Source organism: Allocatelliglobosispora scoriae (genome assembly GCF_014204945.1).
GTDB lineage: Bacteria > Actinomycetota > Actinomycetes > Mycobacteriales > Micromonosporaceae > Allocatelliglobosispora > Allocatelliglobosispora scoriae.
Window position 1 is genome coordinate 771,255 of sequence record NZ_JACHMN010000002.1, and the last position, 14,751, is coordinate 786,005.

General features: G+C 72.1%; 9 protein-coding genes. 4 read left to right on the forward strand and 5 right to left on the reverse strand.

The features are described 5' to 3' along the window. Positions 1–75: 75 nt before the first annotated feature. Entirely contained in the window at positions 76–984 is a 909-nt protein-coding gene (locus F4553_RS09240; protein ID WP_184834501.1) for a cobalamin-binding protein, read from the reverse strand. A gap of 135 nt (positions 985–1,119) precedes the next feature. Continuing rightward, positions 1,120–5,667, reverse strand: a complete 4,548-nt coding sequence (locus F4553_RS09245; protein WP_184834503.1) for a DUF5979 domain-containing protein — start codon at positions 5,665–5,667, stop codon at positions 1,120–1,122. A gap of 126 nt (positions 5,668–5,793) precedes the next feature. Between F4553_RS09245 and F4553_RS09250 the strand changes: the two genes are divergently transcribed. After that, the gene (locus F4553_RS09250; protein ID WP_221469827.1) at positions 5,794–6,810 is read left to right on the forward strand and encodes a DUF389 domain-containing protein; all 1,017 of its coding nucleotides are present in this window, start codon (positions 5,794–5,796) and stop codon (positions 6,808–6,810) included. 243 nt (positions 6,811–7,053) lie between these two features. After that, complete coding sequence (locus F4553_RS09255) at positions 7,054–7,524, forward strand: YdeI/OmpD-associated family protein (protein ID WP_184834505.1); 471 nt, start codon at positions 7,054–7,056, stop codon at positions 7,522–7,524. A 54-nt stretch (positions 7,525–7,578) separates the two neighbouring features. Here the strand turns inward: F4553_RS09255 and F4553_RS09260 are convergent, their stop codons facing one another. Continuing rightward, on the reverse strand, positions 7,579–7,815 hold the full coding sequence (locus tag F4553_RS09260; protein WP_184834507.1) for a hypothetical protein: 237 nt from the start codon (positions 7,813–7,815) through the stop codon (positions 7,579–7,581). 148 nt (positions 7,816–7,963) lie between these two features. Between F4553_RS09260 and F4553_RS42320 the strand changes: the two genes are divergently transcribed. Beyond that, entirely contained in the window at positions 7,964–12,091 is a 4,128-nt protein-coding gene (locus F4553_RS42320; protein ID WP_184834509.1) for a CHAT domain-containing protein, read from the forward strand. Between the two features lie 525 nt (positions 12,092–12,616). On the opposite strand, the gene F4553_RS09270 is transcribed toward F4553_RS42320, so the two are convergent. Next, positions 12,617–13,498 (reverse strand): sigma-70 family RNA polymerase sigma factor, encoded by an 882-nt coding sequence (locus tag F4553_RS09270; protein WP_184834511.1) that lies wholly within the window; start codon positions 13,496–13,498, stop codon positions 12,617–12,619. Positions 13,499–13,645: 147 nt separating this feature from the next. Between F4553_RS09270 and F4553_RS09275 the strand changes: the two genes are divergently transcribed. Beyond that, positions 13,646–14,098, forward strand: coding sequence for a carboxymuconolactone decarboxylase family protein (locus F4553_RS09275; RefSeq protein WP_184834513.1), 453 nt, complete (start codon positions 13,646–13,648; stop codon positions 14,096–14,098). 156 nt (positions 14,099–14,254) lie between these two features. Here F4553_RS09275 and F4553_RS09280 read toward each other — a convergent pair whose 3' ends face one another. Next, positions 14,255–14,716 (reverse strand): hypothetical protein, encoded by a 462-nt coding sequence (locus F4553_RS09280; RefSeq protein WP_184834515.1) that lies wholly within the window; start codon positions 14,714–14,716, stop codon positions 14,255–14,257. Between the last annotated feature and the right edge of the window lie 35 nt (positions 14,717–14,751).

Consider the following 14,751-nt stretch of genomic DNA (forward strand, 5'->3'; position numbering starts at 1 on the left):
GGCCGCATACGGTCCGGGATCAGCCGCCGCTCGGCCGTCCCGCAGGCCGGTGGGCCGCGACCGGCTTTGCCGCGGTCACCCGGACATGCCCGATACATCCACCCGCCACGCGGTGCCGGGCAGCGGCCGCCCGTTCAGGATCGCCGCCAGGATCTCCGCCCCATCGACTATGCGCGGCCCGGGCCGGTTGAAGTAGGCCGGGCCGTCCACGATCCACACCTGACCCGACCGCACGGCGGGCAGGTCAGCCCAGCCGGGCAGGCCCGCCAGGAGAGGCAGTTCAGCGCGGGTGCGCTCCGGCGGGAAGCCGCACGGTCCGAGAACCACCACCTCGGGACGCAGGGCCGCCGCGGCCTCCCACAGGTGCGGGCTGCTGTGCTGTCCGGCGGTGGTGAGCAGGGACGTGCCGCCGGCGGCGGCGATCTGCTCGGGCACCCAGTGCCCGCCGGGCATCAGCGGGTCGAGCCACTCGATGAACAGCACCGCCGGTCCGTCCGGCCGAGGTCCGGGCAGGGCCGCCAGCCGGGTACGGGCGTCGGCGATCACCCGGTCCGCTTGCCGCCCGGCACCGATCGCGTCGCCGACGGTGCGGATGGTCTGCAGCACGGCGTCGATCGTCGCCGGCTGCAGCGACATCACCGTGGAGTCGAGCTCCATGACCCGGACCGCGTCGTTGACCGACCGGTAGGACACCGCGCACACGTCGCACAGGTCCTGGGTCAGGATCAGGTCCGGCCGCAGCGCGTCCAGCGCGGCGTGGTCGAGGTGGTAGATCGACGAGCCGCGGTGCGGTGCGCCGGTGACGGCGGCGGAGATCTCGCGGCTGCTCAGGCCGTCGGGCAGGGTGGTCGCGGTCACCACCGGGATGCTCTCGACCTGCCCGGGCGGCCAGTCGCACTCGTGGGTGCGGCCGACCAGCTGCGGCAGGGCGCCGAGCGCGGCGACGATGTCCGTAGCGGCGGGCAGCAGCGACACGATCCGCACCGCGCCTCCTCACGTCGACCTACTGCTCAGAGGTTACGGGTCCGTGCCGCAGCGCCGGACACAGCCCGCTCCGATGCCGCGCGGCGTCGACCTCCGCCCCCGCTCGGGTGTGGGGCATGCGCATGGACCACCCCTTTACCGCGGCCTGCGCCGGCGAACAGCCGTGCCCGCCAGCAGGACCAGTCCGGACAGGACGGCCGCCACCCCGGTGGCGGTGATCGGCAGCAGCGACGCCCCGGTCCGGGGCAGTTCGCCGCCGTCTGCCGTGGGGCTCGGCACGGGCGGGGGCGGCGGGGGCGGCGCGACGAAGGTGTTGGTGACGGCGGCGGTGGCCGGTGCCGCGGTGGCGTCCCAGGGAATGATGATCGTCAGCGGGTCGCTCTCGGGGTGGTCGGTGGCGCCGCCGCGCGGGTCGGTCTCGTAGATGACGCAGGTCGCGTGGGCCGGCACCCCGTCGAGTTCCCACGGCTGGTCCGGTCCGAACTCCGCGGTGCCGGTGCGCACCTGGACCGGGTCACCGGTGTCGGGTGTGACGGTGCAGGTGTAGGCGAGCTCGTACGAGCCGGTCGGCACCGTCGCGCCGGGTTCTGCGGTCACGGTCTTGATGATGCGTACGCCGCCGAAGACGAGGCCGATGCCGGCCTTCTGAGGTTCGACCGCGCCGAGCTGCCGGGGTGTCCCGGGGGTGTCGATGAGCTCGGTGTGGCCGAAGGAGTTCCAGGCGATCGACGGGCTGACCGGCTGGTCGAGGTCGGTGGGCGAGGTCATCTGCCAGGTGAGGTCGAAGGCCGCCCCGGGTGCGAGGCCCGGTGCGGGGAACTGCGCGTAGGCCTGCACGCCGGTCGCGGCCGGGTCGAAGCCCGGCACCCACGCGCCTGCGGGGCAGGCGGCGGGCGGGGACAGGTCGTCGGTGCAGGGCGGGCTGGCGGTGGAGTAGGTGAGCTGGGTGTCGATGGTGCTGCCCGGCGTGGGTGTGACGGTCGGCGGGGCGACGAGCTGCGGCGGGACGTCCCACATCGTGCCCCGGTCGCTGGGGTCGATGACGCCGGTGTCGCCGGGTGCGGGCAGCACGTCGACGACGCGGGCGTCGAGGGCGGCGAAGGTGCCGTTGTTGGTCATGCGGGCCAGGAAGGTGAAGTTCTGCCCCGGGTAGACCAGCGGGATGCACGGGTAGCGGGTGAAGACGACGCCGGCGCGGGTCAGGTGGGGGCAGAGCGGGTCGTCGAGAGGGGTGAACTTCGCCCGTACGTTGTCGTAGAGGCCGAGGTCGGGGTTGCCCGCCGACCATTTGCTCGCGCTGAAGGAGGCACCGGCGGTGGTGGTCAGGCTCGCCGGGGAGGTGCAGTTGCGGCCGGGCAGGAACGGGTCGCCGGTGACGGTGCCGTCGGGCGGGCTGCCGCTGCAGTCGAACTGGTTGGTGCTCGACGATCCGGCACCCATGGTGTTGGTGGCGGTCGTCCCCGCGGCGGTGCCGGGGGCCATGCGCATGCCGATGCGGATGACCAGGACACTCGTGGGTGCGAACAGGCCGGGGAACTTCCAGACCAGCCGGGTGACCCGGCCGTCGGCGTCGCGTTGCGGGGTGAACTGCTCCGGTCCGGGCGGCGTGGTACCGGCGGGGACGTCGAGGCGCTGGATGGCGTAGGGCTGGCCGTTCACGCCGGTCTCGTCGAACTCCAGCTCGGCCGGTATCGGGTCGGAGACCTCCAGGTCCGGCAGCGCGGCGGTGCCGGTGCTGGTGACGGTGAGGTCGAAGATCCCGGTCTGGCCCGGCGCGATGCTGGCCTGGCCGACGACCGCCTTGTCGACGTCGATGGCGGGCCGGCCCTCGGTCACTGTCAGGTCGGCGGTGACGGCGGGGATGTCGAAGTCGCCGCCGATGGTGGAGTTGGCCTGCCCGTGGCCGTCAGCGGTGTCGGTGTAGGTGCCCAGGACCGGCTCGCCGGTCTCGCGGTCGGTCGCCCGCGGCGTGACCGTGAAGCACACCGAGGCCTGGACGCAGGGCCCGGTGGTCGGGAAGTTCTCCCCCGGTGTCAGGTTGAAACCGCCGTGGGCGGGGTCCGACGAGGTGAACGTGACCCGGATCCCCCGCACGTCGGCGGGGGACGCGCCACCGGGCAGCGGCGGCGGGTTCGCGGCGGTCGGCGTGCCCGCGATCCAGGTTCCGGCGGCGCAGCCGGTGGTGCACGCGTCGAACTGGACCAGGTCGGCGCCGGGCGGGAACGACACCCCCTGCATGGCGACGTAGTCGAAGGAGCGGAAGAAGTCGGAGCCGGCGCCGTCGTCGTCGGAGTCGGTGACCGTCAGCGATTTCAGGTGGGTGTTGCCGGTGTTGGCGACGCGCAGCTTGACCGCGGCCGCAGGCGGGTCGAGGCCCGGCGTCGGTCGGGGCACGTCGGCGGGTTCGATGAACTTCTGCAGGCTGGCGGCGCTGCGCGGCGGGCTGGTGACCACGGCGGGCGCGCAGTCGGTGGAGTCCTGGATGCTGCCGTTGATCGCCGGGCCGCCACCGGCGAGGACCAGGTAGCAGTTGGTGATGGTGACGCTGTCGGTGATGCCGGGTCGGCGCTCGACCTCGATCTGGAGGTTGCAGTCCGCGCCGGCGGGCAGCGGGTCGGCTCGGACGAAGAAGCCCCGGGCGGCGTCGAGGTCGGCGGCGGTGGCCGTGGCGTAGGGCACCTGCCGCGCCGGGTTGGGCGTATCGGGGATGAGCAGGACGATGTCGGCGGGGCTGGTCGGACAGGACCCGGTGATCGAGTTGATCCGCGCGGTCGCGAACGGCTGGGTGTCCTCGGTGAGGTCCTCCACGTTCGGCGGGTCGACCAGGGCGAAGTCGTTGAGGTCGCCGCCGTCGTTGTGGAAGGTGATCGTGTAGTCGATCGGGGTGTCCTCGGGCAGTTCCTGCTGGCTGACGGTCTTGGTGCCGGGACCGGACGGTCCGGTTCCCGCGGTGACGGTCAGCAGGCCGCAGGCGCTCGCGGTGGCCGAGGTGGAGCCGTTGCCGGTGTTGACGGCGGTGGCGTCGGCGCAGTTGTTGTAGGGCGAGTTCCCCGGGACGGCGTTGTTGTCGAGGGTGCCGTGGAAGTCCAGCCCGGCGGTGGCGTTGGTGTCGATCGCGGCGGTGCCGGGCGGGCTGGCGTAGACGACCTCGATCGAGGTGACCTTCATGCCCGGATCGTCCGGGCCGACGGCCGGGCAGGTGAAGTCGGCGGGGCGGTTGAGCACCGCGGTCGCCGGCGGCGCGGCGATGTCCTTGACCACTGTGGACCCGTCCGCGCAGGTGACCGTCACGTGCGCGGTGGCGGCGCCGTCGGGGAACCGCAGCCGGATCTGGGTCACGTCGACCACCGTCAGCCCGCTCTCCGGGTCGGTCGTCGAGGGCTCGCGGACCGTCATCGTCTCGACCGGGAACGGCGAGGTGTTGGTGGCGGTCACGACCGCCGACACCGGCCAGCGGCGCTGCGCCGGGGCGCTGGGCGGGTTGTCGGGCTGGAAGTCGCCGTCGGCGTCGGCGAACCAGCTCTTGGACATGTCGATCGAGGCGATGTTGGGCACGATCTGGTAGGTGTCGGTGGCCGGGTCGCCGTCGGTGGTGCCGCCGGCGTTGGTGACCGACGGCGTGGCGGAGTCGGTGATCGTCTGCGTCTGGGTCGGCTCGATCGGCGTGGTGCCGTCGACGCGTTCGGTGTCGCGCAGCTTCAGCGTGAACGCGACGCTGCCGGAGGCGTCGTTGGGGATCGGGCCGCCGGTCGAGCTGGAGAACACGAACCGCACGCCCGTCACCGCGGCCAGGTCCACCCCGGCGTCGGCCTGGATCGGCGATCCGGTCTGCACCGCACCTGCCGTCCACCCGCCGCAGGCCTGCGGGTACGGCAGGGTGCAGTACTGGATCTGCACCTGGTCGGCGCCGGCCGGGTAGGTGACCGCGCCGAAGCCGGTCAGGTCGAAGTAGTTCCACGGGTCCGTCGCCGGGTTCCCGTTGGTCTGGTCCGTGAGCGTCATGCTGGTCACTGCCGCCGCACCGGCCGACGCGTTCGTGATCCCGAGCGTGACCGTGCTGGCCTCCCCCGACCCCGCAAGCGCCGACCCGTCGGCCCAGTCCTTCGTCGCCCGGACATCGGGAACCACCGGAACGTTGACCTCGACGTTCACGCTGTCGCTGGCCGGCGGCGCGTTGTCCGCGGAGACCGTCGCCGTGTTGGGGACGACCGTGCCGTCGGGCACCGTCGTGTCGGCCGGCAGTGTCATGCCGACCTGCACCGAGGTCGACGTGCCCGCCGGGACGGAGGCGACGGTGAAGGTCAGGTCTCCCGTCGTCGCGTCATAGGTATAGGTGTAGGCGGGCACGCCCGGGAAGACGGTTCCGCCGGGCGGCACCGTCTCGGGGCCGCCCGACCAGGTGAACGCACCGGGCACGATGTCCGCCGTGAACTCGGCCGGCAGGGTGTCGGTCACGGTGACGTTCTGGCAGTCCTCCGACAGCGACGTGCAGTCCACCCGGATCGCATACGTGAAGGATCCGCCCGGCTCAAGACCGTCCGCGGGTACGCCGATCGTCGACTTGTCGATCCCCAGCACCGCCGCGAACGCCGGAACCGCAGGCAGCAGCACACCGGCGGCGGCCAGCACCAATGCCGCGAGCACCGTGGCGGGACGGCGGAACCGGGTAGACACTCGCGGCACGGCGACACTCCGACGTAAAGGAATAATTCGGATATTTATCCAATCTTGCCTCATCAGCTCCTCTACCCTCGGTAGTGACACGGCTTCGTATGGTGACGCTGTTCTGTCGGGATTGGAGGAACGATCGTGGTGCGGTCCGTCGACGCCGACGCCGTCACACGCATGACCGGCAGCCTGTTCATCGAACGTTCCTGGACCAGCCGCAGCTCCACCCGGTTCTGGGTGCTGCTCGCCCTCGCCGCGGTCATCGCCTCCGCCGGCGTCGTCGCCGACTCCACCGCCACGGTCATCGGTGCCATGATCGTCGCGCCCCTGATGACGCCCATCCTCGGCAGCGCCCTCGCCCTGGTCCTCGTCGACCGCCGCCCGCTGCTGCACAGCGCCCTGCTGGTCCTGGCCGGCGCCACCGCAGTCGTCGCCATCGGATTCCTTCTCGGCGCCATCGCCGCCCCACCCGACGACTTCGCCAGCAACAGCCAGGTCGCGGCCCGCATCAGCCCCCGCCTCATCGATCTCATCGCCGCGCTCGCCACCGGCACCGTCGGCGCTTTCGCCCTGGTCCGCTCCGACATCTCCGACGCCCTGCCCGGCGTCGCCATCGCCATCTCGCTCGTCCCGCCACTCGCCGTCACCGGACTGCTGCTCCAGGTCCACCGCTACCACGACGCAGGGCAGTCCGCCCTGCTGTTCGCCACCAACGTCGCCGCCATCATCGCCACCGGCACCCTGGTCTTCCTCCTCTACCGCGTACGCGCCGCCGCCCGAACCGCCGGGCACCACGTCGGGCGCCTGCGCGGGACGACCCTCGCCGTCGTCGCCGGGCTCGTCCTGCTCGTCGCCGTCCCGCTGACCGTCGGCACCCTCGCCGTAGCCCGCGACGAGCAACTCGCCGCCTCGACCCGGCCCCTCGCCGCCCAGTGGGCCGCCGACGCCCACTGGCAGATCGCCGCGGTCGCAGCCAAGAACGGCGTCGTCACCGTGACCGCCGTCGGCCTGCCCCCGGACCTCGACCCGCTCGCACTGCGCCGCATGCTCAACGACGCCGGCCTGACCGGAAACGACCTGCGCGTGCACCTCGTCGGCGGCAACTCCCGGCTCTGCCCCGCCGACGGCACCGCCTGCACTGTCACCCCCGGCGGATGATCGAAGCGATCCGCTGACTCGGCTGTCGGCACGAGCAGCCGCCGGCCGGCGTACCCATCCGATACTCCGCCGGAGCGGACGCGAGGCTGGGTCTGTGGGCAGGAGCGCGGGCGGCGGCGGCGATCTCCGCCGCCGGGTGACGGACACCGGCCGGCTCGCCGCCTGCGGCTTCGGACCTATGTCGACCGGTACCGTGGCACGGTGACCCGCGGTCCACCACCGCCCGAGCGAAGGCGTGCAACCTTGCCGACACAGCAGTACACGACCACAGCCGCGTCGGCGCCCAACGGCCGTCTGCTCATCCCGGTGCCGTTCGACCCGGACACCGTGTGGGGCGCCAAACCCCGCCACCACATCGCGGGCACCGTCAACGGCGTACGCGTCCGCGGCGTCATCGAGAAAGCGCGCGGCGGGTTCGGATTCACCCTCGGACCCGCGTGGCTGCGCGACTGCGGCCTGCGCGCCGGCGACACCGTGACCGTCGACATCACCGCCGAAGGACCGCAACGCGGCGACCTCGCCGAAGACATCGCCGCCGCCCTCGACGCCAGCCCTTCCGCTGGCGCCTTCTTCGACTCCCTGGCCCAGTTCTACCGCCGCGCCTACCTCACCTGGATCGACGCCACCAAACGCCGCCCCGAACAGCGACCGCAACGCATCGCCGAGATGATCCGCCTCCTGGAGGCCGGGCACAGACGACGCCCCCAGCCCTGACCGGACGGACGGGTCGGCGGCGCCGCAGCACGATCACGGCAGTGGGACTCGGCCTCAGTCCTCCCGACGCGCCCGCCCCGCCGAGCGCAGCAGCATCTCGAACCGGACGGCGATGTACACGAAGAAGACCGCGAACCCTATCGCCGCGATCCGGAAGAGCGGGTCGTCGTCCGGCAGGCCCCAACCACCGACCGCGCACGCCACGACGAACAGCACCAGCAGCCAGCCGAGCACCCGCCACAGCACCGACACCACCAGGGCCTGCCGGCCGACCTTCCGAAGTGGACGCATGACCACCATGATGCCGCCACGACGCCGCCGACGGTAGAGCACCGATGGCCGCGCGGTCCGTCGATGGCCTTCACGCCGGGCCGCGGTGATACTGATGCGTGGGCGATCGTCCGGTCTGGCGGCCGGCGCCGGCTGGAGGTCGGGTTCTGTGAATCGGGACGAGCTCATCCAGGCACTAAGGTTCCGCATCAGCCAGGTCAGTGCCCCGTACCGCACCGCCGAGGGCGTGCTGGACCCGGCCGGGCTGGTCGAGGCGGCAGAGCTCGCACGAACCGCCGGCCCGGACGACCGCGACGTGTTCTCCACCCTCGGCATGTACCACTGGATTCGGTACCGCCTCCTGCCGGCCGACGAGGCGGAGCCGGACCGCAGCGCGGCCGTACGCTGGTACGCGCGGATCTTCCCCGCAAGCCCCCACGACGTCCCCACCGACCTGTACGCCTGGGTCGCCCCGATGGCCGAGCCGAATGGCGACGCCCCCGAGGACTGGAGCAACGAGGCGGCCGACCTCATGTCGGATCCCCGGACGTCATCGCACCCGCAGGTCGTCGCCCGAGCGGTAAGCCTGCTCGAGCGTACGGTCGCGGCCGTCGCACCGGACCATCCGTACCGCGGCGAGTATCTGGCGAATCTGTGCATGTCGGCGCGCAGCCTCTTCGAGCGCACCGGCGACCGGGACGCCGTCGACCGAGCTGTCGCCGCCGGACGAGCCTCCCTCGGCCTCGCCGCCACGCCGGACGTCCGAGCCCGCTTCCTGTCCAATCTGGTGCACGCCCTCCAGCTCCGATACGAAGCAGGCGACGCCCCCGCCGACCTGGAGGAGGCCCTGCAGGCAGCCCGGGAGGCGGTCGCGCTTACCTCCGGTGCGGGGCCAGTCCAGGCGGTCCCGCTCGTGCGGCTCAGCGGCGTCCTCCAGCAGCGATTCCTGCTACGACATGAGCCGGCCGACGTGGATGAAGCCGTCGACACCGCCGAGCGTGCCGTCCAGGCGGCCTCGGCCGAGGACCCGCGGATCATCGACTACCTGACGAACCTGAGCCGGGCAATGGCACGGCGATTCGCCGAAACGCACGATCAGGAGGACATCGACACCGCGGCCGACCTCACCGCGCTCATCATCGAGACGGCCCACGCCGACGACGCGGCGCGGGCCGACCTGCTGGCGAACCGGGCAATGATCCTGCACGGTCGGTTCGAGGACAGCCACGACCCCGCCGACATCGCCGAGGCGGTGGACCTCTACCGCGAGACGCTGACGCTGGTCGCTCTCGGCGAGCCGAAGGCGGCCGACTACCTGCGCGGTCTGGGTACCTGCCTGCGGGAGCGGGCGAGGTACGGCGGCGGCCACGCCGGTGATGATGTCGATGAATCGCTCCATGTCTGGCGGCTGCTGGTCGACGAGGATCGCACCGACGAACACCTGCTCCAACTCGGTCTGACCCTCTACGAGGCTTTCGAGCGAACCGACGACGCCGACAGGCTGGCCGAGGCCATCGACGTCCTGCGGGAGGCGACTGCAGGCGCGGCCCCGGAATTGGGCGCCCTCGGCCTTCTCGCGGGCGCGCTGGGCGAGCGCTTCCGGCGTACCGGTCTGGCAGAAGACCGCCAGGCGGGCCTGGCGGCCGCTCACCGCGCCGTCGAGCTGGCGGGCCCCGACTCCCGGCGGCGGGCCGACGCCCTGGACTCCCTCTCGATCTGCTTGAGGTACGTCTTCGGACGGGCCGGCGACGCCGCTGACATCGATGCCGCGGTGCTGGCCAGTAGGGAGGCCGTCGCCCTGGCGCCCGAGCGCGCGACCTACCTGTCGCACCTGAGCCTCAGCCTGAGCATGCGCTTCGGCCGAACCGGCGACCTGGCCGACATCGACGCCGCCGTGGAAGCCGGCCGGCGGGCGGTGGCGGCTGTCGGCGCACGCGACTTCCGCCGGGCCGGCCACCTGACCAACCTGTGCACCGCATTGGCGATGCGGCACGACCAGCGGGGCGGATTGCCTGATCTAGACGAGGCGGTCTCGGCGGCCCGCGCGGCAGCCGAGCTGACCCCGGTCGACCACCGTGATCACGCCATCCACCTGCACAACCTGGGCGACGTTCTGGACCGGCGCTTCCTTCAGACGGGGGCGAGCGAAGACCTGGAGGAGGCAGTCCGGGCGGCTCACCAGACGATGGTGTTCACCGCACGCGACCATCCAGAGCGCGAGGCACGCCTATCGGTACTCAGCTCGGTCCTGCTCGAGCGCTCTGAACACCAGGGCGACCCCGATGACCTCGACGATGCGATCCTGGCTCTGCGGCTCGCCGTCGAGTCGACGACGCCAGCGCACCCTCGGCATCGGCTGCGCCTGGTCAGCCTGGGCGCGACACTGCTCGCCCGTTACGGCCGAACCGGGACCGGATCTGACCTCGACGAGGCCATCCAGCTCACGGCGGCCGCGCACGGGGAAACGGAGGCGAGCGACCCCAACCTCCCGATGTACACCGGCATCCTCGCCAACTGCTTCGACTTCCGATTCATGCAGAACCGTCGGCGGGAGGACCTCGACGAGGCCATCCGCTTCGGCCGCGAAGCGACGAGCACGCTCGGCGAAGATCACCCGAAGCGAGCCGCCCTCCTCTACAACCTCGGCAGCCGACTGGTCGACCGCATCGCCGCCGAGGTCCATCCCGAGCTCAAGGCGCAGGACGCCGACGAGGCGGTCGGCGCCTTCCGCGCCGGGACCCGCGCAGGCGGATCGACGCCGGCGTCGCGCGTCCGCTGCGGACGGTCCTGGGCGGAGCTCGCGCCGACAGTCGACGGCTGGCCCGAGGCGGGCGGTGCCTGGCAGGAGGTGCTGGAACTGTTGCCCCTGCTCGTCCAGCACGGTCTTGGTCGAGCCGACCGCCAGCGCCACCTCGGCCTGGTCAGCGGGGCAGCCGCCGAAGCGGCCGCGGCCGCGATGGAACTCGGCGACACAGCCCTTGCCTGGTCGGCGCTGGAGCAGGCCCGCGGCGTGCTGCTGAGCCAGGCACTGGAGACGCGGACGGACACCGCGGAGCTGCACCAGACCCATCCGGAGCTGGCCGCCGAGGTCGACCGGCTCCGCGTGGTTCTCAACATGAGCGACCGCGAAGACCGGCCGGCGGCGGCGACGCGGCCGACTCGGCGCGACGCCGCCCGGGACTGGCAGCGGTTGCTGGCAGAGGTCCGCGAGCGGCCGGGCTTCGAGCGGTTCGCGCTGCCGCCGACGATCGCAGAACTCAGCGAGGCCGTCGGCGACGGCGTGGTCGTGGCCGTCAACGTCGCACGCAGACGGTCCGACGCCCTCGTCCTCAGCCGGACAAAGGCCACGACGATCCCGCTGCCCGGCCTGTCGTACGCCGACGCCGCTGACTTCGCCGCCCGATTCATGTCGGCGGCACATGCACCGACGATGCCGGCCGGGCCGCACCTGTCCGCAGTGCTGGCCTGGATGTGGGACACCATCGCCGAGCCGGTCCTCGACCACCTGGGCTGGAGCGCTCCGCCACGTCCCGGTGACCCGCCGCGCCGCGTCTGGTGGATACCGACCGGCCCGCTCGCGGCGCTACCGTTGCACGCCGCAGGCCACCACGATCCGCGGCAGCCCGATTCCGCCGGGCGGACGGTGCTGGATCGTGTCGTCTCCTCGTACGCACCGACTGTTCGCGCCGTCCACCGCGCCGCCCGTGCCCGCGTCGACCGGCCCGGAGAGACGCTCGTCGTCGGGATCGACACGGTGCCCGGGCACCGGCCGCTGACGAAGGCGGTCGAGGAAGGGCGGCTGGTGCACCGGACGCTCCGAGGCGGCCCTGCCCCGCTGTTCAACGAGGCCGCCAGCCGTGATGCCGTACTGGACGCGTTACCGCGCACCGATCTCGCGCACTTCGCATGCCATGCTGCGGCGGGCGAGGACCCCGCGGACAGCCATCTGGTTCTGCACGACGGGCCGTTGACCGTGCGGGAGCTGTCCGGGCTGCAGCTCCCGACGGGGCACCTGGCGTACCTGTCGGCGTGCACGACCGCCTTCGGCGGCGTCGAGCTGGCCGACGAGTCCATCCACATCGCCTCGGCCTTCCAGCTGGCAGGATTCCGCCACGTCGTCGGTACGTTATGGCCCATCGCCGACACCGTCGCCCTCGACTTCGCTCGGCACATCTACGGGGGCCTGCACCGACCCGACGACGCGGCGCATGCCGTCCACGCGGCGGTCCATGCCGTCCGGGCGGCGTACCCGGCGCATCCGCAGTTGTGGGCTTCGCACGTCCACATAGGTCCGTGACCGTCGGAGCGACGCAGGTCCGAGTCACGTCCACGGGCTCGATCCGGTCTTCGGGACCCGATACGGCGATGGCCGCACGTCGACCGTTGAGCCGACTGGGTCAACCGCAACCCATACCGCCGATCCCAGGACGTGCGCTCGTCCGGTTCGCTCGGCACATCTACGGGGGCCTGCACCGACCCGACGACGCGGCGCATGCCGTCCACGCGGCGGTCCATGCCGTCCGGGCGGCGTACCCGGCGCATCCGCAGTTGTGGGCTTCGCACGTCCACATAGGTCCGTGACCGTCGGAGCGACGCAGGTCCGAGTCACGTCCACGGGCTCGATCCGGTCTTCGGGACCCGATACGGCGATGGCCGCACGTCGACCGTTGAGCCGACTGGGTCAACCGCAACCCATACCGCCGATCCCAGGACGTGCGCTCGTCCGGCAAGTCACATCGCCTAAGCCATCCTAGGATAGATGGCTGCTTGCTCGCGGAGACCGCCTGCCTCGGCGCCGTACGCCGAGGCAGGCGGGCGTGGCTCAGTCGAAGATCGCGATGTCCAGGTCGGTGAGCTGCTGCGGGTCGGCGGTGAGGTGGATGCCGGTGATCCGGCCGTCGGCGACGGTGAAGGAGAGCGCGACACGGACCTTGCCGCGGGGGGCCCAGACGGCGCCGACGATGCCGTCGAGCAGCGCGACGCGGGCATCGCGGGCCTTGCCGTTCCAGTAGTCGGCGAGCGTCGACGCGCCGTGGATCTCGGCGGCCGAGCCCAGCCGCACCGCGGCGGCGTCGGAACGCATCACCACGTCCGGGTCGAGCACGGTCAGCAGCGCCTCGAAGCGGCCTTCACGGGCGGCCGACAGGAACGCCTCGACGACCTCGCGGCGGCGGGCCTGGTCCTCGACGGCACCGTCGGGTGCCTGGCCCTGAACCCGGCGGCGGGCGCGGCTGGCCAACTGCCGGGCGGCGTCGGGCGACTTGCCGATGACGGGCGCCACCTCGTCGAACGGCACCGCGAACATGTCGTGCAGCACGAACGCCAGCCGCTCGGCGGGAGACAGGGTGTCCAGCACGACCATCAGGGCCAGCCCCACCGAGTCGGCCAGCAGCGTCTCCTGCTCGGGATCGGTCCCCGCGACCGTGGCTGCGGGTGCGAGGCCGTCGTCCACCCGGTCGTCGAGGAAGTCCTCGCGCCGGGTGCTGCGCGAACGCAGCATGTCCAGGCAGATCCGGCCGACGACGGTGGTCAGCCAGCCGCTGAGGTTGCCGACCTCGGCGACGTCGGTCCGGCTCAGCCGCAGCCAGGCCTCCTGCACGGCGTCGTCGGCCTCGGCCGACGAGCCGAGCATGCGCAGCGCCACCGCGCGCAGCCGTCCACGGTCCTGCTCGAAGCGCTCGGCCAGCCCGTCCTGATCCCGCATACCTCTCCTACCTCCCCGAATCACCATCAAATGTGATGCAGGCCACATCTGTCACATCTCTTGGAAGCGGCCCGTCATACCGATGACGAACGAGATCGGGCCGATGTGACAGGCCCGGTGAATCCCAAGATCCTAATGGAGGATGCCGTGCAGGCACGCATGAACAACCCCGCAGCTCTGCTCCCCGAGGCCGTGAAGGGCATCAACCTGCTCTACAAGGCCGCGCACTCGGCCGGGCTGGCCAAGTCGACACTGGAGCTGGTCCACCTGCGCGCCAGCCAGATCAACGGCTGCAGCGCCTGCGTCGACTCCGGCGCCCGGTCGATGCGCGCCTCCGGCGAGACCGACGAGCGCCTGTTCGCCGTCGCCGCCTGGCGCGAGACCGACTACTTCACCGACGCCGAACGGGCCGCACTCGAACTCGCCGAGGCCGCCACCCGCCTGGCCGACCGGCCGGACCCGGTGCCCGACCACATCTGGGAGGCCGCGGCCAAGCACTTCAGCGAGTCCGAGCTCGCGGCGCTGGTGCTGTGGATCGCGACGACCAACTTCTTCAACCGCATCAACGCCACCACCCGGCAGCCCGCCGGGCAGAACTGAGGCTGACCGGCGGCGGGCCCGCCGTCAGGGCGGGCCCGGCCGGAAACCGGGCCGCCGTCGGCAGTCGGCCCGCAGGCCCGCGCGCCGCGGCGGCCGCCTGTACGCGCGGCCACGGCTACGCAGGCGGTTCGCCGGGCAGGGCGTTCGCGGCCGGGATCAGCCGAGGACGACGCCGCCGATGTCGGCGCCGGGCGGCAGGTCGCGGATCTGCCGATGCAGCTGGCCGGTGATGTTGACGGCCAGGACGAAGTCGTAGACCTCGATCGCGCCGACGCTGACGCGGCCGGTGAAGATGGGCGGCGGAAGGAACGTGTAGACCTGGCCGGGACCGAGGATCAGGCCGCGGTCGGCGGCTGCCTGCGCGAGCGGCCCGGCGAGGTAGCGGTTCTCGCCTGCCGGGGTGCCCAGTTCGGCGGCGAGCGCAGCGGGGCGGTCCCAGAGCATGCCGAGGGAGCCCTCGACGGTGTCGAGGAACCAGCAGCCGTCGGCGGACTGGAGGAAGACGTCACCGAAGAGGTTGGTGAACAGCGGCGTCTTGCCGGTCAGGTCGAGGAAGGTCCACGAGTCGAGGGCCCGGGCATAGGCATCGTCGGAGAACGTCGCGGTCAGCGGCAGCACCGCGCCAGTATGCGCCCCGACGGCGGGGACGGTGG

What these genes read in the sequence shown, in the direction of transcription:
- F4553_RS09260 (WP_184834507.1), bottom strand. Translation starts at nt 7,815, where the DNA reads ATGCGTCCACTTCGGAAGGTCGGCCGGCAGGCCCTGGTGGTGTCGGTG.
- F4553_RS09270 (WP_184834511.1), bottom strand. Translation starts at nt 13,498, where the DNA reads ATGCGGGATCAGGACGGGCTGGCCGAGCGCTTCGAGCAGGACCGTGGA.